We start from the raw sequence: 20,824 nt of genomic DNA, 5'->3' as shown, positions 1-20,824 counted from the left end.
GAAACCCCCGTACGATGCCGACCATCGAATGGTTTCGCTACCGCGCGTTACATAAGCGAATGCCACACGCAACTCGCGTAAGGAAAACTCGCTATCCTCTGTGGTATAAGGAATGCTTGTCACTGTTCTGTAATGCAAATTCGCTAGCAGTCCACCCGATTGACGTGCCGAGAATGGACAGGCGGGGAAGATTAAAAATGGCGGAAATCCGCATCGAGCAAGTTCGCAAGGCCTATGGCCGCAATCCGGTCGTTCACGGCGTCGACCTGAATTTCCGATCGGGCGAATTTGTCGTCATCCTCGGACCTTCCGGCTGTGGTAAGTCTACGCTGCTGCGCATGATCGCCGGCCTTGAGGACATCACCTCGGGCGAGATCATCATCGATGGCAAGGTGGTCAACCAGCTCGAGCCGCGCGAGCGCGGCTGCGCCATGGTCTTCCAGAACTACGCGCTCTATCCGCACATGGATGTCGCCGCCAACATGGGCTATGCGCTCAAGGTTGCCGGTGTGCCGCGCGCCGAACGCGAGCGCCGCATCAAGGAAACTGCCAAGATCGTTGGCCTCGAAGATTTCCTGGCCCGCAAGCCGGCCGAGCTTTCTGGCGGTCAGCGTCAGCGCGTCGCCATGGGCCGCGCTATCATCCGCGAGCCGAAGGTCTTCCTTTTCGACGAGCCTCTGTCCAACCTGGATGCCAAGCTGCGCGTGCAGATGCGTGTCGAGATCCGCCGACTGCACAAGCGCCTGTCGGCCACATCGGTCTTCGTCACCCACGATCAGGTCGAGGCCATGACCCTCGCTGATAAGCTCGTCGTCATGTACAAGGGCAATGTCGAGCAGGTCGGCACGCCGCTCGAGGTCTACAACACGCCGCGCACCCGTTTCGTCGGCTCCTTCATCGGCTCGCCAGCCATGAATTTCCTGGAAGGCACTTTTGCTGCCAACGGCGAACAGTTTATCTTCGACGGCATTCCGATCGCTATCGACGCCAATATCGGCAAGCGCCACGCCGGTCAGCCGGTTGCCCTCGGCGTCCGTCCCGAGCATGCGCGTCTCGTCCCCGCAGGCACGCCGGCCGCTATCCCGGCAACGGTCGATTTTGTCGAAGAACTCGGCGCCGGCCGCGTCATTCATTGCGATATCAACGGTTCGAGCTTCGCGGTCGCCGTTGCCGATCACACGACAGGTCAGACCGGTCAGTCGGTCGCGCTGGAGCTGCCGCAGCAGCATACCCATCTCTTCGCCCAGGATACCGGGTTGCGGCTCGATACCGTCGCCACAGTCACGCCGCTGAAGGTGCTAGCGAGCTGATTTTCAAACATAACTTTTCAACAGGTGCGCCCGGAAGTCTTTCCCGACTTCCGGGCTTTTATTTTCGGCCATTGCGAGCCAGCGCTCTCTCCAATCGCGTATGAAGCGAAATCGTTGCCGCAAGGTCGTTCTCCCCTCGCGGAGAGAGCGACCTTGCAGTGTCGACTTGCCTCGCACGTGCTTGCACCGCCGCGCGCCGAGAGAGGAGACTGGTTCGCAATGACTGCACCGAGCATGGTGCAGGAGCACTTACTTCTCGGTTGCGATCAGGCCGCGAACGAACCAGCGCTGCATCAGCACGACGACGGCAAGCGGCGGCAGCATGACGATCAGCGTGCCGGCCATGGCGATGTGCCACTCGGGAAGGCCGCCGATGTTTGGGATGAGCTGCTTGAGTTCGGTGACCGCAGTCATGTGAGCTGGATCGGTGGTAACGAGCAGTGGCCACAAATACTGGTTCCAGGCCCAGAGGAACATGATGGTGCCGAGCGCGGCCATGTTGGTGCGCGACAGTGGCAGCAGGATATCAATGAAGAAGCGCAGCGCTCCGGCGCCATCCATGCGCGCGGCCTCGGTCAGCTCGTCCGGTATCGTCAGGAAGAATTGACGATAGAGGAAGGTCCCGGTCGCCGTTGCGATCAGCGGCAGGATCAGACCGAGAGAGGAGTTAAGCAGTCCGAAATCCAGTGAGATCTGAACGCCCGTGAGCTTCTCGACAAGCCAACTGATGCCAGTGATGTCGAGCAGTCCCTGATAGGGCGACAGGACGTTCGCTATGACCGCATAGGTCGGCACGATACGCACTTCGAGCGGCAGCATCAGCGTTATGAAGACCAGCCAGAAGAGGATGTTGCGGCCCGGATAGCGGAAATAGACCAGTGAGAAGGCGGTGATCGCCGAAATGGCCACCTTTCCTACCGCGACGCCTCCCGCAAAGATCAGGCTATTCAGCAGCTTGGGACCAAGATTGGCAGTCGTCCACGCCGTCTTCATGTTGACCCAGAAGTCCGAGCCGGGGATGAGCGACATCGGCACTTTATTGACATCGGCGAGATTATGGGACGCGGCTATGGCGACTATGGCCAAAGGTCCGACTGCTACGACGAAGCCGATGAACAGGATCAGGTGCGTGAAGAAATTAAGGATGGGGGTGCGCTCGACCATATCAGCCTCAACGGTAATGAACGCGCTTCTCGATGAAGCGGAACTGGAAGACGGTAAGCACGATGATCAGCAGCATCAGGATGATGCTCTGTGCTGCCGCACCGGAAAAATCGAGGCCTTTGAAGCCGTCTGAATAGATTTTGTAGACCATGAGATTGGTCGAGTTGTGCGGGCCGCCCGATGTCATGATGTCGACGATGCCGAATGAATCCTGAAAGCTTTCGGTGATGTTGATGACAAGCAGGAAGAAGATCGTCGGCGTGATCAGCGGGAACTGGATGTCCAAGAACCGGCGCAGTACGCCGGAACCGTCCATGGCGGCCGCCTCGATCAGCGAACGCGGGATGGCCTGGAAGGCCGCCAGAAAGAAAATGAAGCTGTAGCCGATATATTTCCACGAGAAGGCGGCGATGATCGAGGCCATTGCGGCCGTACCGTCAAGGCCCGGATCCCAGAAACCTGGCCAATAGTGGTTGACGACCGACATGAATCCGGCCTCCGGCGCCAGGATGAAGCGGAAGGCCATTGCAGACGCGGGAGCCGCGATACCATAGGGCCAGATCAGTACCACGCGGTAGATTTTCGAACCCCGCAGCTGCCGATCGGTCAAAGCAGCGAGTATCAGCGCGGCCCCCATGGAAATACCGGTACTGATGGCCGCGAAAATGATGCTGATCGTGACTGAGTTCCAGTAATCAGTATTAGCGAGGATCGATTTGAAATTGTCGAGCCCGACCCAGATGTTGCCGCCGCCCCAGGGCTGCTGCAGCGTCAGCGACCAGAAGACCGCCTGACCGGCCGGCCAATAGAAAAAGGTGAAGATGAGGAGCAGTTGCGGCACCGCGAACAGGATGCCGACGCTCCACTTGCTGAAAGTTATACGCTTTTCCATTGTCTCTTCCGGCTTGGTATCCCGATGCCACGCTTGCTCTCATAACGAACGTCCGCCGGGAATCCCGGCGGACGTTGTCTGTCGCGAGCTTGCGCTGCTTACGGCAGCTGCTTGCCCTTGTAGGTGGCTTCGAAGCGGTCGAGGACGGCGTTGCCGTTCTTGACCAGGTTGTCGATGCCTTCCTGGACGCTGACCTTGTTGGCGAAGATGGCCTGCATCTGGTTGCCGAATTCGGCGCGGATCTGCGTGAAGTTGCCGAGGCGGACACCGCGGGTGATCGGGGTCGGCTCGGAAGCGGTGAGGCTGGCGATGGCGACTTCGCGGCCCTTGTAGGGAGCCTTGTCATAGAAACCGGAGGACTTCATGAAGTCGAAGCCGGACTTCTTGACCGGGATGTAGCCGGTGTTGGTGGACCAGAACAAAGCCGTTTCGGGCTTGCCGATGAAGTCGAGGAACGCTGCAGCCCCCTTGTATTCGTCAGCCGACATGCCGGAGAGAACCCAGAGCGACGCGCCACCGACGAGCGAATTCTTGCGCTCGGTACCGGCGTAGACCGGAAGCTCGGCGACATCCCAGTTCATGCCGGCCTTCTGCGTCTTGCCAACGGTACCGTGGTCGCCGACCGAGGTCATGATCATCTGGCAATCGCCGGCGGCGAAGGCTTGAACCATGTCCTGGCCGAGGTCCTTGGACTTGATCTTGATGAGGCCCTGGTCGTACCAGCCCTTGAGGTCCGTTACGTACTTGACGAACTTCGTCTTGTTGACGGTCAGGCGGGCATCGAGGCCGTCATAGCCGTTGTTCTTCGTGGCAACCGGCTGATCGTGGATAGCAGAGAACTGCTCCATCAGCTGCCAGCTTTCATTGCCGGAGATGTTGATCGCCATCGGGCAATCATAGCCGGCGCCCTTGAGCGCCTTCATGTCTTCGGCAGCTTCTTCCCAGGTCTTCGGAGCGGCGGTCTTGCCGATCTTGGCGAAGGCGTCCTTGTTCCAGTAGAGCAGGGCGGTCGAGGAGTTGAACGGGAAGGAGAGCAGTTCGCCCTTGGAGGTGGCGTAATAGCGGGCAATACCCGGGAAATAGTCGTCCCACTTAACCTTGTAGCCGTTTTCGGACATCAGCTTGCTGACCGGGTAGTAAGCGCCCGAAAGCATCATGGTGGCGGTGCCGACGTCATAGACCTGGACGATCGTCGGCTGCTTGTTGGCGCGGAAGGCGGCAATGGTGTTCTGCAGCGCGGCGTCGTAATTGCCCTGGCTGACGCAGGAGACTTCGTAATCCTTCTGGGAATCGTTGAAGTTCTTGCAGAGCGTCTGTACGACGCGTTCCAGGTCGCCCGACAGGCCGAACCAGAAATCGAACTTGGCCGGAGCAGCGGCAGCAGGCAAAGCCAGCGCTACGCTCATGACGCCGGCAGCAGCGGCCGAAATGTAGTTTTTAAGTTTCGACATAATCCCTATTTCCTTTTTGAAAGCTCGGAACCGGTGGCCTTGCGCAAGTCCGCGGTAGCGCGGGTTATAGACAAGCTGTGTGACAGTTTGTTGAGGGCAAGAATCCCGTATTGCCGGGCATTTCCGGCCGAAATCAGGGATTTCGGGCAACCAATCTTTGAACGATCAGGCATTTGAGTCAACGCTAATCGAGGCGCTTGCTGCCTGCCCGAATGGTGATGCATGATCGCTTCGAGACGAATCCGGAGAAGCATGCGAAGAGGCAAGCAATGAACCTGAGCGAGCGGCAGAAGATGGCGGCGGGAGAATGGTATTGCTGCTTCGATCCCGAGCTCGACCGTCTGCGCTGGCAGGCCCGGGAAGCAGTGCATCAGCACAATACGATGCCGCCTGTCGAGCGCGGCAATATCGGACCGGCTCTGGCGGCGCTCTTTGCCGATGCCGGCGAGAATGTTTTCATCGAGGCTCCGTTCCATTGCTCCTATGGCATCAACATCTCACTCGGCCGGTGGGTCTATATGAATGCCGGCTGCACCATTCTCGACAGCGGCAGCGTCCGCATCGGTGATGGCAGTATGCTGGGACCGGGCGTCCATATCTACTGTGCCGAGCACCATAAGGATCGCGAGCTGCGCGGTGCGGGTATCGAAATCGCGCGGCCGGTCACCGTCGGCAGCAGCGTATGGATCGGCGGTGGTGCAATCCTTGTCGGCGGCGTGACGATCGGCGATGGCGCAATCATCGGCGCGGGCGCGGTCGTGACCAGGGACGTCGCAGCCGGTGCGACCGTTGTCGGCAATCCAGCCCGCGCGATCGGCGCAGCGAGCGACTAGTCCGCCGGACGGCGTTTCTTGGCCCACCAGACGGCGAAGCGGCGGCGCCAGCGTCGAACGATGGGCATATCGTGCGAGAGCACGATGAAGCCCAAGGGCAGCATCCAGAAACCGAGCACCGGCAGGAAGCCGAGCAGGCCGCCGAAGATGAGGGCAACTCCCACACCCAGGCGGGCAAGGCGTGACCGCGGCAGGGGAATTCTCAAGGAGCCGAAAACAAGCTCGCGTGTTGCGGGATCAATGCCGAAACGGCGGGTTTCCCGGCCATTTCGATCGGCATTTTCGGTCGTTCGGCTCTGATCGGTCATCCACAGGAAATGGTGAGGCGGGGAAATAATGCAAGAGAATTCGATTTTTTTGAAAAAACCGCTTGGCAAATCGAGAAAGCATTTGTAGAAGCCCACTCACACCGCGCCAAGCGCATTCCCTGGTAGCTCAGCGGTAGAGCATTCGACTGTTAATCGACAGGTCGCCGGTTCGAATCCGGCCCGGGGAGCCACTTTCTTCCATAAATATTGCAGCATAGAGATAGTGGCGAAAGCGTCGTCGTTTTGCCGAGCGATGGTCGTTGTCTCGTGCAGGCGGTTGGCCAGCCTCTGAACGGCAAAGCTCTAGCAGCGCAGTTTGGCAGTTTTATTGCACATGCTTCGCGCCGGCAGTTTCTCGACCTCTGTCTTCTATCCAGATTTCCCCTTCAAACCGTTCTCATTGCCAGCGTTTCCAAGTCGTGGCAGCATCGCGTGCTCTTTGCACCGGCTGGGACCGCAAGGGGGCAGGGGAGATCTGGCATGGTGGAGAATGCAGTCGCCTGGAAGGCGGCTACGCGTCGCTTTCGTGGGCGGGATGGGTGCTCACGGCGATCGTGACTCTTGCTTTTGCGGCCGACGCCGCCGTCAACTTGTTTTCGCCCGCCGCACTTACGGCGGAGATGACCGCAACCGGATTTTCGGCCAATCAGGCGGGAGCAGTCGGGCTGATCATCCTCGTCTGTGCGGTTCTTTACGCAGTTCCGCACACGGCGGTGCTCGGCGCAATCCTGATGACGGGCTTTCTTGGCGGCGCAATCTGCACGCATTTCCGTCTTGGAGAGATCGGCTCGCCGCCACAACTTATCAGTTTGCTTCTGGGAGTCATGGCGTGGAGCGGGCTTTATCTTCGCGATGAACGCCTCCGGCGCCTTCTGCCCATCCGCTCTGCTATCGGGTGAAAATCGGCGCGCACATCATTCTCGATTTTTTGCCGCAACAGCAAGTGACTTGCGCTGCAGTTGATTGTCCGGACAGCGCGAATGGCGTAGGCTAATCCGAAAACAAGCGGCCGCTACCGATATCTCAGCAGCGGCCGTTTTTCTTTTGGTGCAGTCGGAAGGATTGCGTGTCCGTTTCATCTTGCCTTGTGGCTTAGCGGGAAGCGGCGCCGGGATATCAGGGGCGGATTTCCAATATTACGCCGCTATGGTGCCGACGATAATAACGACGGTCGTCCCGCCATCTGTCGTCCCGCCATCTGTTATGCCAATGGCGGCGTTCCCAGCGGCGCTCCCGCCAATGGCGGCGGTCGTAATCACGGTCACGCCAATAAGGCCGGCGGTCGTAATCTGGATATCTGCGTGTTCCGCGTTCCTGCACCAGGATGACGTTCGAAGCAGTCGATGAACTGCCAAGCGTTGTAGACGCGGCGGGCAGGGCAGCCGATAGTACGGAACCCAAGGCAAGCGCGGCGGTCAAGGCGATTGAGGCGAGATGTTTCAAGGCGGTAACTCCTATATTCAGCCACGTCCCTTTCAGCGAAAAACGCCACGGTGACGACAAGGTTCCCTTCTCCGGTTGATCGGAAGCCTTGTGACACGCGTGCTGATCGCAGGATGGCTCTGCAATTTCCAGGAGTTGCCGTTAAAAAGGGGGCCGGCAGGGAAAGCCGGACCCCTTCCTTCTCTGATCGGAGGTCAAGTCTGATCAGGTCAGAAGTTGCGTTCGAAGCGCAGGATGCCCGAAACGGTGTCGTCGTGGGCATAGTCATAGTGAACATAAGTCACTTCCGGCTCGACCAGGAGGTTCTTGACCGGATTGAACTTCAGGTTCGTGGTTGCTTCGAAGATCTTCGAGTCGCTGTAGGCAAGCTGCAGGTTCCACTTCAGCTTGTCGTTGAACGGAACGCCGACGCCGCCCCAAACGGCCCAGTCACCCCAGCCGCACTTCGATGCATTGACGGTGCCGTTCGGTGCCGTGCAAGCGGAGACGTCCTGGTTCGTGCCGGCATACTTGTTGAGCTTGTCGCCGTCGGTGTTCCAACCGCCCATCAAGAAGGCCGTGAATGCGCCGAAATCGGCATCGACGCGAGCCTTGATGGCGCCTTCTTCGACGATCGAGTCGTAACCGCCGACAACCTTGAAGCCCCATGCACCGGACTTGAAGCCGGCACCGGCAACGACGTCGGGAGCGTAGTGGTTGGTCCGGTCGTCCGTCCACCAGCTTGCGCCGTAGGATGCCGAACCGGTCGTGGCGGAGTTGGAATCTTCAAGCGAGATCACTGCCGAGAAGCCGTTGCCCGCATCATATTCGTAGGTCAACTGGTTGAGTTCGTACGGGCCGTCATAGATCACGTCGTCGTTGATGACGTCGCCGGCGTAACCGATGTACAGGTTGTACTGCGAGTCCTTCTTACCAACGGTGAAGCCGCCGAGGCTGATGTAGGACCATAGCAGGTTGGTGGAGGTGGAGCCGCCGTCGTTCCAGTCCCAACGAACGATGGTTTCGGTCTTCAGCGGACCGTATTCGGTGTCGGTCGCGGTGTCGACGTTCAACTCGGCGCGCGTGTGCCAGAGCGTGCCCTGATGGCTGTCGCGGTTGTAAGCATTGTACCATTCACCTTCGGTACGAACCTTGCCGCCGATCTTGAGGCAGGTTTCCGTGCCCGGAATGAAGAAGTAGCCAGCACCGTAAGCGTCGCAGATGCGGACGTATTCCAGCGGCTCCGGCTCAGCGGCGACGATGGCGTCGGCCGCGTGAGCACCGGAAACTGCCGCGAGCGCAGCAGCGGAGCCGAGAAGAAGGCTCTTGATGTTCATAGTAACTCCAATCTTTCTTGATTGGGCATGAGATATCGCGCCGAAAACGACGTGCCCAACCCCATCCCGTTCATGTTCCCTATTCAGTAGGTGCGAAGTAATAAGCTTCGCGAACTATTTCGTGAACCTGCTTCGCTGATTTGGCAAGATACTAAGAGTTACGAACTATATGCGCACTACTTGAAAATGGACGTTGTTGCAAAAATGACGCAATTCGTTGATCGGGACCGACTACGGCCGCTTTTGATATCGTCAGCACGACATCCGCTTTTAAAGCGTGGAAACGGCGGGAGTTGGTGGGTGAAAGGAATATGCGAGCGGCCGATATAGAGAAGAGGGCTGCCGTCGTACGATCATAGTTATGCTGCCCACCGATTCTGGTCGATCGACTATGAGCAATCACTACGCCCTCCTACAAATTTAAGGCTTTGAACCGCGATTGCGGAAATGATTCTCCAGGAAAGAAATCGGGGAAAGGGCGTTTTCCGAGCCGGCTTGGCTGTGGTGCGTCCGACGACATTACTTTGGGGGCGTATTCTCGTCGGACGCGGCACTGTCCGGTTAGGGGGTGGCGTCCAAACCGGTAGCGCTGATTTTAGCATCTACCGCAGGTACCTATAACCTACCTGAATGGACTGGCGCCTCTGGCTGGGGGCTCACCCGAAAGTGAGCGGACTGTTCCGGCTATGGCCGCAGGTCAAAGAAGGCAAAGCGGCAGCCAATGGCCGCGTCTTCAAAAGGCGCCCCGAATTTCACGGCCTATCGATATAAAGGGAGAGTGGAGGCCTCGCCCGGAATCGAACCGGGGTGCAAGGATTTGCAGTCCTCTGCGTAACCACTCCGCCACGAGGCCATCAGGAAACAATTTGCGTTGTGGTGGCGCGGATTTAGAATGATCCAAAGAAAACCGCAAGAGGCAATTTTTGAAAAATGTTCTGTTCGATTTCTAAAGCATGTGGTGGTTGAAACCGATCCATTTGCCGTTCGTTCGGCGGGCATAGTTATCCACACCACCGTTTTGGATTGCTGTACGTGTCAGTGGCGACCTGTTCGCATTATGTCGTCAGGATAAGCAACGCGACGCTAAGCAGCGTCAGAACTGCGAAGATTGGCAGCAGCATCTCCATGACCAGCCGAGCGAGCTTGTTGCGCTCGCACGACGTCAGCGTAGACCACCGCGACCTCGGCAATTCCATAGAGATTCCCCCCACCGCAGCGTCGCATTTGAAACTGAAATGACGCTTAAGGTACAGGGGAGATGGCATTTCTGCAGACCGGGCGGCGGAAATATCGTGAGGCGCAGCTGGGTGTTGCGGCGATCGTCACGTCCGGAAAAGCAAAAGCGGTCCAGTCTAGGGAAAAAACTGGGCCGCCTTTCGCTGGACTAGAGGTCAATCAAATTCAGCGTCCTAATTATAAGTTTTACTTACTAATTGTCAACGGGAATGAGATGTGGCGTGCCTCGGTGACGTGGGCCAAAGCAAAGGCATTGTTCCACGGGTCTTCATGCTGGGGTGGGATTTTGGAAGATTCAATTGCTTATGGGAGTTGAAGCCGCAGGGACTGGGAATGCCTATTCCTCGAGGCATGGAAAGGCGAATTTGTAGGAGCGTGCGATCAGCGAACTGGCGGGGCGTTCGAGCTGCCATGAGTGTTCCGCCATCCACTTGCAGGCGATCGCGGTTGCCTTTGTGTTGCTGAGATCGGGCGGCAGGCAGAAAGCGCCGACGAATTGCTGAAGATAGCGCTCGTAGCGGGACGAGTTCTTCGGCGTCTGCTTGGTGGCACGGATTGTCAGGTTTTTCGTCCGCTGTGCTTCGTCGAGAATGCCCTGAATATAGGCCGAAGCGAGCGTGCGATCCTCTTCGCACCATTCGTCGAGCTGTTTGCCGGTCACGACGTGTCCGATGATGGGCGTCGCCTCCTGCGGTGCTTCCTCGCTCGATGCGCCTTGAGGCAGAAGAAGGAGAAGCGCTGCGAGGGAGAGCGAAAGCCTCATTCGGAAACCTACATCATGGAAGAAAGACTGGCAGCCAGGAAGACCACGAGCGGCAACGAGGTTGCAACGAAAAGAACGAGAGAGACGGGCATCCCAGTCACCTTCTATTCGAATTTAGTCTTAACCCGAAAGGCTTCGGGCCGGAAGGTTGATCTGTGACCACACTCAGGCGGTTCCAGGTTATGAAGCGTGGTCCTGGGAAGTTAACATTTTACTAACGGATGCTTCGATCTGAAGCACGGCGAGCAGCGCGATGTCGTCGGCAACGGGATTTGTCGAGAGGTCGGACCCGCATTCCAGGGCGCCGTTTGTTGTGCGCGGGCGACGCCTGGCCATGAATCTCCGCCCCAGTTGCCGCAATGCCTTGAAAGCGTGGCGTCAGGCGATTAAGACACGCGTAACAGAAAGCAGAGCAGGCCCGTTCGGGCATGAAGGGCGCAAGAGGACAAGATGGATTTCGAAGCAGCGCGCGTGAAGATGGTCGAGAACCAGATCCGGACGACGGATGTCACCTCCCATTCCGTGTTGAACGCCTTTTTGACGGTACCGCGCGAAAATTTCGTGCCGGAGAAGTCAAAGCTCCTGGCTTATATCGACAATGACATCGAGATCGCCGCTGCGTCGGCCGGCAAGCCGGCCCGCTTTCTCATGGAGGCATCGCCATTGGCAAAGCTTCTGCAGCTTGGCGTCATCACCAAGCAAGACAAGGTTCTCGATGTCGGCTGCGGCACTGGATATGTAGCCGCCATCCTGTCGCTGCTCGCCGAAAAGGTCGTCGCCCTCGAAAGCGATGAGGAACTTGCCGCTCAGGCCAAGGCCAATATCGCCGCACTCGGCTATGACAATGTCACGGTCGTCACCGGTGATCTGGAAAAGGGGTACGCCGGCAATGCCCCCTATGACGTGATTTTTATCGATGGCTCGATCGAGCAGCTGCCGCAGGGACTGCTCGACCAACTCGGCGAAGACGGCCGCCTGATCACGGTCATCGGCTATGGCCATGCCGCCCGCGCCACTGTTTTCATGCGCGAACGCGGCGCCTTCTCGGAAAACGTCTTTTTCAACGCATCGATCAAGCCGCTGCCGGGCTTTGCCAAGGCCAAGGAATTCGTATTCTGATTTTCAGAACGGTCTGATAATCCAGCTTGCGACAGGCGCCTCGTGGCGCCTGTTTTTTATTGCCGTCGCCTGTGGCAGAATCGCAGGCGATGGAGCGATTCGTCGTGGTCGTAACAAAACTGTGCATCACCGGGTTTAGTGCTTTGACGGTGATTTTTTTCCCGAAGGCAGTCATCTAGGGTGGCCCTGATTCGGGTGCCGTGTTGGCGCGTTTCCGGTCGTTGAATATGGAAAACGGGGATGAATATGGCTCAGCCAAATGTAGTGCGTGAACCGTCCATGGAAGAGATCCTGGCATCGATCCGCAGGATCATCGAAAGCAACGAGCCTGTAGGCACCAAGCCGATTTCCTCCCCTCATCTTGCCGCTTCCAGCATGCGCGACGACGATATTCCGCTGACCGTGGATGAAGAGTTCGCTGCCGCGGATCGCGCCCGTGCCGCGGAGCAGGACCCGCGTTTCGTCGCCGCAAACTCGCAAATGCCCGTTGCCGAGCCGGATGGTGCCGGTCGCGGCTTGTCGCTGGCGGATGTCGCCGCGCGCGTGCGCGCTGCATCCGAACGCAACGCCGCTGCATTGCTGAATGCCGGGCGCGAGCCCCCGCAGCCGCGTGAATTGCCGCCGGCCATGGCCGCGCGTCTTGCCGAAGTCCATGTCGAGCCGATAGCCGATGTGCCGCTGCGGCAAACCATTGCCGATATCGCAGCGCCGGCAGCTTCACTGGCTACGCAGGCTGCCGCAGAGGTCGGTGCCGAATCCGGAAGGGAAGAATTGCAGCCGACGGTCGCTGCCCCGGAGCCGACCGCTGCCGTTGCGGCGGAAATGGAAGCGTCCCTGCCGCCGGCGCAGCTCGTGTCTGCATCGCCGCTGATGTCTGAAGCAGCCGGCGCGCAGGTTACCCGTTCGTTTGAAGAGCTTGCCGCCATCGTCGATGGCGGCCCGCGCCGCTCCCTCGATGAACTGGCTCAGGAAATGCTGCGCCCCATGCTGCAGGAATGGCTCGACGATAATCTGCCGACCCTCGTCGAGCGCCTCGTGCGCGAGGAAATCGAACGAGTGGCCCGCGGCCCGCGCCGCTGACAGCCTGAGCTTCGGGTAGTAGATCCGCCGCTCCGGGCTCCGGGGCGGCTTTTTTATTGACTTGCCCACAGCCATCCTATTTACAACCCGCATCATCCAATCCTCAAGATCCGGTCATAAAATGCTCGACAAAACATATGATTCCGCCGCCGTCGAACCGAAGATCGCCCAAAAATGGGATGAGGCCGACGCCTTTCGCGCCGGCGCGAACGCCAAGCCGGGTGCGGAAACCTTCACCATCGTCATTCCGCCGCCGAACGTGACGGGTTCGCTGCACATGGGCCATGCGCTGAACAACACGCTGCAGGACATCATGGTGCGGTTCGAGCGCATGCGCGGCAAGGACGTTCTCTGGCAGCCTGGCATGGACCATGCCGGCATCGCCACGCAGATGGTCGTCGAGCGTCGCCTGGCCGAACGCCAGCAGCCGGATCGCCACAACATGGGACGCGAAGCCTTCATCGAGAAGGTTTGGGAATGGAAGGCGGAATCGGGCGGCTTGATCTTCAACCAGCTCAAGCGCCTCGGTGCCTCCTGCGACTGGTCGCGCGAACGCTTCACCATGGACGAGGGCCTGTCCAAGGCCGTTCTCGAAGTCTTCGTCACGCTCTACAAGGAAGGCCTGATCTATCGCGACAAGCGGCTGGTCAACTGGGATCCGAAGATGCTGACCGCGATTTCGGATATCGAGGTCGAGCAGCACGAGGTCAACGGCAATCTCTGGTACCTGCGCTATCCGCTGGAGCCGGGCGTCACCTATCAGCATCCGATTGCCTTCGATGACGAGGGCAAGCCGACGGAATGGGAGACGCGCGACTATCTCGTTGTCGCCACTACCCGTCCCGAGACAATGCTCGGCGATACCGGCGTCGCGGTCAATCCGAGCGACGAACGCTACAAGTCGATCATCGGCAAGCACGTCATCCTGCCGATCGTCGGTCGGCGCATCCCGATCGTCGCCGACGAATATCCGGATCCGACGGCTGGCACGGGCGCGGTGAAGATGACGCCTGCGCATGATTTCAACGATTTCGAAGTCGGCAAGCGCCGCGGTCTGCGCGTCGTCAATATTCTGACCCCGGAAGCCACCATAACCATCAAGGACAACGAGGATTTCCTCGAAGGTCTCGATCATCCGGCCGCCTTGCATGGCGCATGGGACGAGCTGGAAGGCAAGGATCGCTTCGAGGCGCGCAAGATCATCGTCCGCATTTTCGAAGAATCCGAATTGCTGGATAGGGTCGAGCCGCACAAGCACATGGTTCCCCATGGCGACCGTGGCGGCGTGCCGATCGAGCCGCGCCTGACCGAGCAGTGGTATGTCGACGCCAAGACGCTTGCCGAACCGGCGATCGCCTCCGTCCGCGACGGCCGCACGAAGCTCGTTCCGAAGAGCTGGGACAAGACCTATTACGACTGGATGGAAAACATTCAGCCGTGGTGCGTTTCGCGTCAGCTCTGGTGGGGTCACCAGATTCCCGCCTGGTATGGACCGGATGGTCAAGTCTTCGTTGAGAAGACCGAAGAAGAGGCGCTGCAGGCGGCGATCCAGCATTATCTCTCGCATGAGGGGCCGATGAAGGCCTATGTCGAGGACCTGCTGGAGAACTTCAAGCCGGGCGAAATCCTGACGCGCGACGAAGACGTGCTCGATACCTGGTTCTCGTCCGCGCTCTGGCCGTTCTCGACGCTCGGCTGGCCGGATGAGACGCCGGAATTGGCGCGCTACTATCCGACGAATGTCCTCGTTACCGGCTTCGACATCATCTTCTTCTGGGTTGCCCGCATGATGATGATGGGCCTGCATTTCATGAAGGATGAGAACGGCGAGCCTGTCGAGCCATTCAGCACGGTCTATGTCCATGCGCTGGTGCGCGACAAGAACGGACAGAAGATGTCGAAGTCCAAGGGCAACGTCATCGATCCGTTGGAACTGATCGACCAGTACGGCGCCGATTCCCTGCGCTTTACGCTGGCGATCATGGCGGCGCAGGGGCGCGACGTGAAGCTCGATCCGGCCCGTATCGCCGGCTATCGCAATTTCGGCACCAAGCTCTGGAACGCGACGCGCTTTGCCGAGATGAACGGCGCCAAGAGCGACCCGCATTTCGTGCCGGAAGCAGCCGAACTCACTGTCAATCGCTGGATCCTGACCGAGCTGGCGCGTGCCGAGCGCGACGTTACCGAAGCGCTGGAAAGCTTCCGCTTCAACGATGCAGCAAGCGCGCTTTATCGCTTCATCTGGAACCAGTTCTGCGACTGGTATCTTGAACTGCTGAAGCCGATCTTCAACGGTGACGACGAGAACGCCAAGGCGGAAGCCCAGTCCTGCGCTGCTTATGTTCTCGAAGAAACCTACAAGCTGCTGCATCCGTTCATGCCCTTCATGACCGAAGAGCTTTGGGCGCATACGGCCGGCGAGGGCAATGAGCGCGACGGCCTGATCTGCCATGCCGATTGGCCGACGCCTTCCTATGCGGATGATGTTGCCGCCGATGAAATCAACTGGCTGATCGACCTTGTTTCCGGCATTCGTTCGGTGCGCTCGGAAATGAACGTGCCTCCGGCAGCGACCGCTCCGCTGGTGGTCGTCGATGCGAACAGCCTGACTCGGGAGCGACTGTTCCGTCACGACGCCGCCATCAAGCGGCTGGCGCGTGTGGAAGCGGTCTCGCTTGCCGATACCGCGCCGAAAGGTGCGGCACAGATCGTTGTCGGCGAGGCGACCGTCTGCCTGCCGCTCGGCAGCCTCATCGATCTCTCGGCCGAAAAGGCGCGCCTTGAAAAGGCGATCGCCAAGAACGACCAGGAGATCGCGCGCATCAACGGCAAGCTTTCGAACGAGAAGTTCGTTGCGAACGCGAATCCGGATGTGGTCGCCGCCGAGCGTGAGCGCCTCGGTGAACTCGAAGGGCAACAGGCGAGCCTGAAGGTGGCACTGGCGCGGGTCAGTGAAGCGAGCTGAGAAAGAGAGAACTGAAGCGTATCGCGGATCTTTCAGATTCGCCTAAGTTCTTGATCTTGTGCATGTCGTAATCGCAAATCGCTGTACGCCTTTGCACGACATGCTTTCAAATTTGATGCAAGGCACGCGGCTTACGTTGCGTGCCTTTCTTGTTTGTTTCTTTGATTCGATGTCGATGAACTGAGCCGTGCGCCCTAATCCACCGCCAGTTTCACACAGGCAAAACATATTACATGGAAATCCGCTCGCTGTTCGTGAAAAGCAGAGCTGTTGTCATATTGTAACAGGATTATTGCCGCGAAGAATAAAAATCTAAGCAGGGAAGAAAATGACATTAAAAAGGAAAAATTTACCTAATTGCACAGTTTTTGTGCGGCGCAGTTCGTTTTCTTACGTAAATCAATCACTCTTTTACCGGGTTTCATCTCTTGTAGGCCGCATTGCCAATTCAAGTGATCGTCGCAACAATCGAAAAAGCGAATGCACACGTGGGGGAGTTACAATGGCATTTTCTATTGCGTTGAGGAGCGCAGTTTCATTCGTCATCGGTACGTCTTTTGCGAGCGCAGCCTTTGCGGGCGGCCTCGATCGTTCCGGTTATGACATCGACTTGCTCTTCGACAAGGGTCGTTATGTCTTCGAGTCCGGCGTTACCTATGTCATGCCGGACCGCAAGTTGAAGAATGCGAAAGACATCGATCCGACAGACGGCAATCTCAATAACCGAAGCCACTCGACCGATGCCTCGAAAAATTACGCGATGCCTTATGCCGCCTTCAAGATCGGCATCACCGACAACATCGACTGCATGGCCGACTATTCCCAGCCATTCGGCGGGTATCTTTATGAGGGCAAGAACTGGGCTGGCGCCAACAATGAAATCAAGGTGAAGGTCCGCACGAACAATTATGGAGCGACCTGCTCGTACAAGTTCGATGCTGGTCCGGGCGAATTTCGCATCATCGGCGGCGGCTTCTACCAGGAGGTCAGCGGTTTCAAATCACGCCTCGTCTCGGCCATCCCGGCTCCGCTTTCCTCTGTCTACGACGGCGTCGGCTCGCTCGATGTGGACGGTCACGGCTGGGGCTGGCGCGCCGGCCTGGCCTATGAAATCCCCGAATATGCCTTCCGCACGAGTCTCGTCTACAACAGCCGGGTCAAGTACGACAATCTCAAGGGCAGTGTGGATCTGACCGAGCTGCCGCCGATTCGGCCGTTCTTCGGCTCGGTCACCTCCGTCTTCGGGTCTGCGGACGCCCCGGACTCGCTGGAGTGGAAAGTGCAGAGTGGCATCGCGCCGGACTGGCTGGCCTTCGGCTCGGTCAAATGGACGAATTGGAGCGTCCTGCAAAGCATCGCCCTTTGCCCGACCTCGACCCGCAGCATAGCCTGCAGGACCGGCGGTCCGACCCAATTGACCTCGCTTGACCTTCTGTATCGCGACGGCTGGACCATCACGGGCGGTATCGGGCATAAATTCAATGACAAATGGAGCGGCGCGATCAGCCTGAGCTGGGATCGCGGTACGAGCGACGGCTACGGCATGAACTCCGACACATGGACACTCGGCGCAGGTGTTGCCTACAAGGCGACGGAGCACGTTCAGTTCAACTTCGGCGGCGCGCTTGGCCTCATGACATCAGGCAAATCCGGGCCTGTCACCCGCGGCGGCATCGTCTATGGCGATGATGCGACCTATAGCTTCGGCAATGACCTGGTCGCCGCTCTTCAGACGTCGGTGAAAGTCAGCTTCTGACGATAAGTCGTTGGATTGACAAGCTTATCGTCTATCGCCTCATCATATCGACAAGGTCGCGGGCCTGGACAAGTCCCGCGGCTTTTCTTTGCCTGGCTTGGATGGATCGAAGCGTCAAACCGGCCTCTTTGCCGGATTTATGGTTAAGGAAGTCACAAGGTCGGTCAAATCTTTGTGACGAATTAGCAACACTCTATTTCAAGACATTGCAGCCACGTGATGAGATTACAATTTGTCCATTTCCCGCCACAAATGGGGAGCAGCGATTACGTGGGCACAGGGGTTGGCCTTGTAGAAAGTGCGTAAACGATCGATGGGTGAACTTCCACTTTGGCATAAGCAACAATCCGGGATCGGGGCCGTGATGCTTCCGATGCAGGGGAAAAGTCTTTGTCCGCCAAGGGAAACCGTCAGCCTGACGACGTTCGATCTCACTCCTCGGCAAGCGAATGAGAGCGCGGGTTCGGCGATGGGATGCGATAACGGCCGCACGAATGCTGGTTTGGACATAATTGCAAGCTATGCTCGCAATTGTGGCAAACAGCCTCGGTTGAATGCCATGGGAACCGTCTTTGCAAAGGATGATCCAGTCTCATGCGCCATCAGGGAAAACATTCGCGAAACTGACGGCGTTCATGCAAGCGCCGTGACAGGCCCGAATGGAGCGAAAGAAATCGACTGTTATGTTTAAGTCCGAGTTCATATCAGCGAGAGTCATGATGCTCAGCCTGTCCCTTGCCACGGCAGTGGTGTTGGCAGGTCAAGCCAAGGCATTCGATATCAATGCCGGTGTCACCAAGGAATCGGGTCCGTTCGACCTCTTCAAGTTCGGCTTCAAGGCCTACAAGAACGGGCAGAAGGAAGAGGCGGTCGAAGCCTATCGTTATGCCGCCGAAAAGGGCCATACGGGCTCGCGCTGGGCTCTCGCCAACATGTATGCAGATGGCGACGGTGTGACGCAGAACGATTTCGAAGCGTTCAAGATCTATAGCGAGATCGCCCAGCAGGGCGTGGAGCCGGGTTCGGAAGATACCGGTTTCTTTATCAACGCGCTGCTTGCGCTTGCCAGCTACTACAAGACCGGTATTGCCAACAGCCCGGTCAAGATCGATCTCAATCAGGCCCGCCAGCTTTATTTCCAGGTTGCATCCACCTTCGGCGTTCCTGAAGCGCAGTTTCAGCTCGCGCAGATGATGCTGACGGGCGAGGGCGGCGCCACCAATGTGCAGCAGGCCAAGAAGTGGCTGAACCAGGCACGCAAGAGCGGCCATCCGGGTGCCATGGCCGTCTTCGGCAATATCCTGTTCCAGGAAGGTCAATCCATCCGGGGTCTCGCCTTCATGACGGCGGCACTGGACAAGTGCAAGCCGAAGGACTGCAGCTGGATGGAAGACCTGCAGGAGCAGGCATTTTCCGTTGCCAATGAGAACGACCGTCGCGTGGCGGTCTCCATGGCCCATCAGCTTGACGTCGCCGGCTCTGACTGATTGCCGGCTTTCACTGCCCCGTTGCCGCGATGGGGGCGGTTGCCGAACTCTCTTGTTTTAGGCTGACGTCTAAGCCTTTCCGCTTTCCTTCGGATCGCGAAGACGCTCTGTCTCTTTATTTCCTGTGCAGTCCGGACGGAAAACCGCGAGACCTTTTCCTGGAATGCTTTAGTTGGCGAAATCGAGATGCGCGATGACCGGGACGTGGTCGGAAGGCTTTTCCCAAGCGCGCACATGCTTTTCGATTGCCGTCGCAGTGAGTCGATCGGCAGCTTCCGGTGAGAGCATCAGGTGATCGATGCGGATGCCATTGTTCTTCGGCCATGCTCCGGCCTGGTAATCCCAGAATGAGTAAAGCTTCACCGCATCCGTTGTCGCGCGCACGGCATCGATAAAGCCGAGATGTTCGAGCTGACGGAAGGATTGGCGCGTCTGTGGCAGGAACAGCGCATCGCTTTCCCAGACCTTCGGATCGAAGCAGTCATGCGGCTCCGGAATGACATTGTAGTCGCCAGCGAGCACGAGGGGCTCCTCGAGCGCGAGGCGATCCGACGCGAATTTGCGCAGGCGCTCCATCCAGGCGAGCTTATAGGGATATTTCTCGGTATCGACCGGATTGCCGTTCGGCAGATAAAGGCAGCAGACGCGGAGAGCGCCGTGGCCCGGCACGGAAAACACCGCTTCCATGAAGCGCGACTGTTCATCCCCGTCGCCGCCGGGCAGCCCCCGCGTCACCTCATCCGGCCTGATCTTTGAGAGGATGGCGACACCGTTGAAACCCTTCTGCCCGTGGGTCTCGACATGATAGCCGAGCGCCTCGACCTCCAGCCGCGGAAAACCTTCGTCGACTGTCTTGATCTCCTGCAGGCAGACGATGTCCGGGCTCGAATCCTTCAGCCACTGGCAGAGGTTTTCAATACGCGCTTTGACACCGTTGATGTTCCAGGTGGCGATTTTCATGGATAGCTCATTCCTTTGCTTCGCCCTGTTGTATCTGCAGCCGACGGGCTTGACTACAGCCCATATCAAAACCGGCCCGGAGCGATGGCTCCCGGCCGGCGATCAAGCTGTGGAAAAGGGGAAAGCCTCAGATCGAGAAGCTCGTGCCGCAGCCGCAGCTTGCGACCGCATTCGGATTCTTGATCTGGAAGGATTGGCCGAGGAGATTATCGACGAAATCGATTTCGGAACCGGCCATATAGACCAGCGACAATTGGTCGATCAGCACGGTGGCGTTGTCCTTTTCGACAACGATATCATCATCTTCCGGGCCTTCGACGAGATCGAATTTATAGGAGAAACCGGAACAGCCGCCGCCTTCGACGGCAACGCGAAGCGCGCGTTTGCCGGTCTCCGCGCCGACGATCGCAGCGATTCGCTTCGCCGCGGCGTCCGATAGGGTAACGTTAGTCTCAGTCATGCTTTCCTCCTGCCGGGGTCAAGATCCGGAGAGAACCAAATAGGCCGTCTAACTTTCAAACGGCTGATATCCATAGCCTTTATCATGAAAGTCAGGCCGGTGACAGCTTTGGTTTCGTGGTTGAGCCACGCACCGTTTTGCTGTTTTCTTGTCTATAGGTATGAAGGCCGCAATGCGGCGTCAATGGGTCACCGCTTCGCGATGGGATACTATATTCCGATCTGCGAGCAACGCCTTGGCCGGGTATGATGAAACGACCTTCGCATCTATGATTGTGCGGG

Annotated in this window: 19 protein-coding genes and 2 tRNA genes; 10 read left to right on the top strand and 11 right to left on the bottom strand. The window is 58.2% G+C overall.

The window, feature by feature from the left end:
* Nucleotides 1-197 precede the first annotated feature (197 nt).
* Complete coding sequence (locus tag FHT84_RS19535) at nt 198-1,310, top strand: sn-glycerol-3-phosphate import ATP-binding protein UgpC (RefSeq protein WP_183763531.1); 1,113 nt, start codon at nt 198-200, stop codon at nt 1,308-1,310.
* Between the two features lie 249 nt (nt 1,311-1,559).
* Here FHT84_RS19535 and FHT84_RS19530 read toward each other — a convergent pair whose 3' ends face one another.
* The 3 genes from FHT84_RS19530 to FHT84_RS19520 all read right to left on the bottom strand — a co-directional run bounded on the left by FHT84_RS19530 (nt 1,560) and on the right by FHT84_RS19520 (nt 4,817).
* The gene (locus FHT84_RS19530) at nt 1,560-2,474 is read right to left on the bottom strand and encodes an ABC transporter permease subunit (protein ID WP_183763529.1); all 915 of its coding nucleotides are present in this window, start codon (nt 2,472-2,474) and stop codon (nt 1,560-1,562) included.
* A gap of 7 nt (nt 2,475-2,481) precedes the next feature.
* Entirely contained in the window at nt 2,482-3,366 is an 885-nt protein-coding gene (locus tag FHT84_RS19525) for an ABC transporter permease subunit (protein ID WP_183763528.1), read from the bottom strand.
* Nucleotides 3,367-3,464: 98 nt separating this feature from the next.
* Nucleotides 3,465-4,817, bottom strand: a complete 1,353-nt coding sequence (locus FHT84_RS19520; RefSeq protein ID WP_183763525.1) for an extracellular solute-binding protein — start codon at nt 4,815-4,817, stop codon at nt 3,465-3,467.
* 269 nt (nt 4,818-5,086) lie between these two features.
* Here FHT84_RS19520 and FHT84_RS19515 point away from each other — a divergent pair, with 269 nt between their 5' ends.
* Nucleotides 5,087-5,650 (top strand): sugar O-acetyltransferase, encoded by a 564-nt coding sequence (locus tag FHT84_RS19515; protein ID WP_183763522.1) that lies wholly within the window; start codon nt 5,087-5,089, stop codon nt 5,648-5,650.
* Here the strand turns inward: FHT84_RS19515 and FHT84_RS19510 are convergent.
* The gene (locus FHT84_RS19510) at nt 5,647-5,958 is read right to left on the bottom strand and encodes a hypothetical protein (protein WP_183763518.1); all 312 of its coding nucleotides are present in this window, start codon (nt 5,956-5,958) and stop codon (nt 5,647-5,649) included. The two genes, FHT84_RS19515 and FHT84_RS19510, sit on opposite strands and share 4 nt — an antisense overlap.
* 116 nt (nt 5,959-6,074) lie before the next feature.
* Between FHT84_RS19510 and FHT84_RS19505 the strand changes: the two genes are divergently transcribed.
* Both FHT84_RS19505 and FHT84_RS19500 read left to right on the top strand, forming a co-directional pair.
* Nucleotides 6,075-6,149: transfer RNA gene (locus FHT84_RS19505), tRNA-Asn, on the top strand.
* Nucleotides 6,150-6,377: 228 nt separating this feature from the next.
* Nucleotides 6,378-6,857 (top strand): DoxX family protein, encoded by a 480-nt coding sequence (locus tag FHT84_RS19500; RefSeq protein WP_285165953.1) that lies wholly within the window; start codon nt 6,378-6,380, stop codon nt 6,855-6,857.
* Between the two features lie 217 nt (nt 6,858-7,074).
* Here FHT84_RS19500 and FHT84_RS19495 read toward each other — a convergent pair whose 3' ends face one another.
* The 4 genes from FHT84_RS19495 to FHT84_RS19480 form a co-directional block, all read right to left on the bottom strand.
* Nucleotides 7,075-7,401 (bottom strand): hypothetical protein, encoded by a 327-nt coding sequence (locus FHT84_RS19495; protein ID WP_112340969.1) that lies wholly within the window; start codon nt 7,399-7,401, stop codon nt 7,075-7,077.
* 209 nt (nt 7,402-7,610) lie between these two features.
* Nucleotides 7,611-8,717, bottom strand: coding sequence for a porin (locus tag FHT84_RS19490; RefSeq protein ID WP_112340968.1), 1,107 nt, complete (start codon nt 8,715-8,717; stop codon nt 7,611-7,613).
* 779 nt (nt 8,718-9,496) lie between these two features.
* A tRNA-Cys gene (locus FHT84_RS19485) sits at nt 9,497-9,570 on the bottom strand.
* Between the two features lie 202 nt (nt 9,571-9,772).
* Nucleotides 9,773-9,913, bottom strand: a complete 141-nt coding sequence (locus tag FHT84_RS19480; RefSeq protein ID WP_183768573.1) for a hypothetical protein — start codon at nt 9,911-9,913, stop codon at nt 9,773-9,775.
* A gap of 62 nt (nt 9,914-9,975) precedes the next feature.
* On the opposite strand from FHT84_RS19480, the gene FHT84_RS19475 reads away from it, so the two are divergent.
* Nucleotides 9,976-10,269, top strand: coding sequence for a hypothetical protein (locus FHT84_RS19475; protein WP_183763515.1), 294 nt, complete (start codon nt 9,976-9,978; stop codon nt 10,267-10,269).
* A gap of 21 nt (nt 10,270-10,290) precedes the next feature.
* Here the strand turns inward: FHT84_RS19475 and FHT84_RS19470 are convergent, their stop codons facing one another.
* The gene (locus tag FHT84_RS19470; RefSeq protein ID WP_183763512.1) at nt 10,291-10,716 is read right to left on the bottom strand and encodes a Rap1a/Tai family immunity protein; all 426 of its coding nucleotides are present in this window, start codon (nt 10,714-10,716) and stop codon (nt 10,291-10,293) included.
* 450 nt (nt 10,717-11,166) lie between these two features.
* Here FHT84_RS19470 and FHT84_RS19465 point away from each other — a divergent pair, with 450 nt between their 5' ends.
* The 5 genes from FHT84_RS19465 (at nt 11,167) to exoR (ending at nt 19,123) form a co-directional block, all read left to right on the top strand.
* Nucleotides 11,167-11,835, top strand: a complete 669-nt coding sequence (locus tag FHT84_RS19465; RefSeq protein ID WP_113249858.1) for a protein-L-isoaspartate O-methyltransferase — start codon at nt 11,167-11,169, stop codon at nt 11,833-11,835.
* A gap of 246 nt (nt 11,836-12,081) precedes the next feature.
* Complete coding sequence (locus tag FHT84_RS19460) at nt 12,082-12,915, top strand: DUF2497 domain-containing protein (protein ID WP_183763509.1); 834 nt, start codon at nt 12,082-12,084, stop codon at nt 12,913-12,915.
* A gap of 121 nt (nt 12,916-13,036) precedes the next feature.
* The gene (locus tag FHT84_RS19455) at nt 13,037-15,880 is read left to right on the top strand and encodes a valine--tRNA ligase (RefSeq protein ID WP_183763506.1); all 2,844 of its coding nucleotides are present in this window, start codon (nt 13,037-13,039) and stop codon (nt 15,878-15,880) included.
* A 502-nt stretch (nt 15,881-16,382) separates the two neighbouring features.
* Nucleotides 16,383-17,636 carry an OmpP1/FadL family transporter gene (locus FHT84_RS19450; protein WP_112340964.1) on the top strand — a complete coding sequence of 418 codons (1,254 nt, stop codon included), beginning with the start codon at nt 16,383-16,385 and terminating at the stop codon, nt 17,634-17,636.
* A 683-nt stretch (nt 17,637-18,319) separates the two neighbouring features.
* Complete coding sequence (gene exoR / locus FHT84_RS19440; RefSeq protein WP_112340962.1) at nt 18,320-19,123, top strand: exopolysaccharide production regulator ExoR; 804 nt, start codon at nt 18,320-18,322, stop codon at nt 19,121-19,123.
* 168 nt (nt 19,124-19,291) lie between these two features.
* Here the strand turns inward: exoR and xth are convergent, their stop codons facing one another.
* Together xth and erpA are read right to left on the bottom strand one after the other, a co-directional pair.
* Nucleotides 19,292-20,083, bottom strand: coding sequence for an exodeoxyribonuclease III (gene xth, locus FHT84_RS19435; protein WP_113249859.1), 792 nt, complete (start codon nt 20,081-20,083; stop codon nt 19,292-19,294).
* A gap of 127 nt (nt 20,084-20,210) precedes the next feature.
* Nucleotides 20,211-20,543, bottom strand: coding sequence for an iron-sulfur cluster insertion protein ErpA (gene erpA / locus FHT84_RS19430; RefSeq protein WP_112340960.1), 333 nt, complete (start codon nt 20,541-20,543; stop codon nt 20,211-20,213).
* Between the last annotated feature and the right edge of the window lie 281 nt (nt 20,544-20,824).

The organism is Rhizobium sp. BK289 (assembly GCF_014193575.1).
In the GTDB taxonomy this organism is placed as follows: domain Bacteria; phylum Pseudomonadota; class Alphaproteobacteria; order Rhizobiales; family Rhizobiaceae; genus Rhizobium; species Rhizobium tropici_C.
This window is presented reverse-complemented; position numbering and strand designations above follow the sequence as displayed.

Excerpts from the sequence above, each read along its gene's own strand:
- FHT84_RS19535 (WP_183763531.1), top strand. The coding sequence starts at position 198 with ATGGCGGAAATCCGCATCGAGCAAGTTCGCAAGGCCTATGGCCGCAAT.
- FHT84_RS19530 (WP_183763529.1), bottom strand. The coding sequence starts at position 2,474 with ATGGTCGAGCGCACCCCCATCCTTAATTTCTTCACGCACCTGATCCTG.
- FHT84_RS19525 (WP_183763528.1), bottom strand. The coding sequence starts at position 3,366 with ATGGAAAAGCGTATAACTTTCAGCAAGTGGAGCGTCGGCATCCTGTTC.
- FHT84_RS19520 (WP_183763525.1), bottom strand. The coding sequence starts at position 4,817 with ATGTCGAAACTTAAAAACTACATTTCGGCCGCTGCTGCCGGCGTCATG.
- FHT84_RS19515 (WP_183763522.1), top strand. The coding sequence starts at position 5,087 with ATGAACCTGAGCGAGCGGCAGAAGATGGCGGCGGGAGAATGGTATTGC.
- FHT84_RS19510 (WP_183763518.1), bottom strand. The coding sequence starts at position 5,958 with ATGACCGATCAGAGCCGAACGACCGAAAATGCCGATCGAAATGGCCGG.
- FHT84_RS19490 (WP_112340968.1), bottom strand. The coding sequence starts at position 8,717 with ATGAACATCAAGAGCCTTCTTCTCGGCTCCGCTGCTGCGCTCGCGGCA.
- FHT84_RS19480 (WP_183768573.1), bottom strand. The coding sequence starts at position 9,913 with ATGGAATTGCCGAGGTCGCGGTGGTCTACGCTGACGTCGTGCGAGCGC.
- FHT84_RS19475 (WP_183763515.1), top strand. The coding sequence starts at position 9,976 with ATGGCATTTCTGCAGACCGGGCGGCGGAAATATCGTGAGGCGCAGCTG.
- FHT84_RS19470 (WP_183763512.1), bottom strand. The coding sequence starts at position 10,716 with ATGAGGCTTTCGCTCTCCCTCGCAGCGCTTCTCCTTCTTCTGCCTCAA.
- FHT84_RS19465 (WP_113249858.1), top strand. The coding sequence starts at position 11,167 with ATGGATTTCGAAGCAGCGCGCGTGAAGATGGTCGAGAACCAGATCCGG.
- FHT84_RS19460 (WP_183763509.1), top strand. The coding sequence starts at position 12,082 with ATGGCTCAGCCAAATGTAGTGCGTGAACCGTCCATGGAAGAGATCCTG.
- FHT84_RS19455 (WP_183763506.1), top strand. The coding sequence starts at position 13,037 with ATGCTCGACAAAACATATGATTCCGCCGCCGTCGAACCGAAGATCGCC.
- FHT84_RS19450 (WP_112340964.1), top strand. The coding sequence starts at position 16,383 with ATGGCATTTTCTATTGCGTTGAGGAGCGCAGTTTCATTCGTCATCGGT.
- exoR (WP_112340962.1), top strand. The coding sequence starts at position 18,320 with ATGTTTAAGTCCGAGTTCATATCAGCGAGAGTCATGATGCTCAGCCTG.
- xth (WP_113249859.1), bottom strand. The coding sequence starts at position 20,083 with ATGAAAATCGCCACCTGGAACATCAACGGTGTCAAAGCGCGTATTGAA.
- erpA (WP_112340960.1), bottom strand. The coding sequence starts at position 20,543 with ATGACTGAGACTAACGTTACCCTATCGGACGCCGCGGCGAAGCGAATC.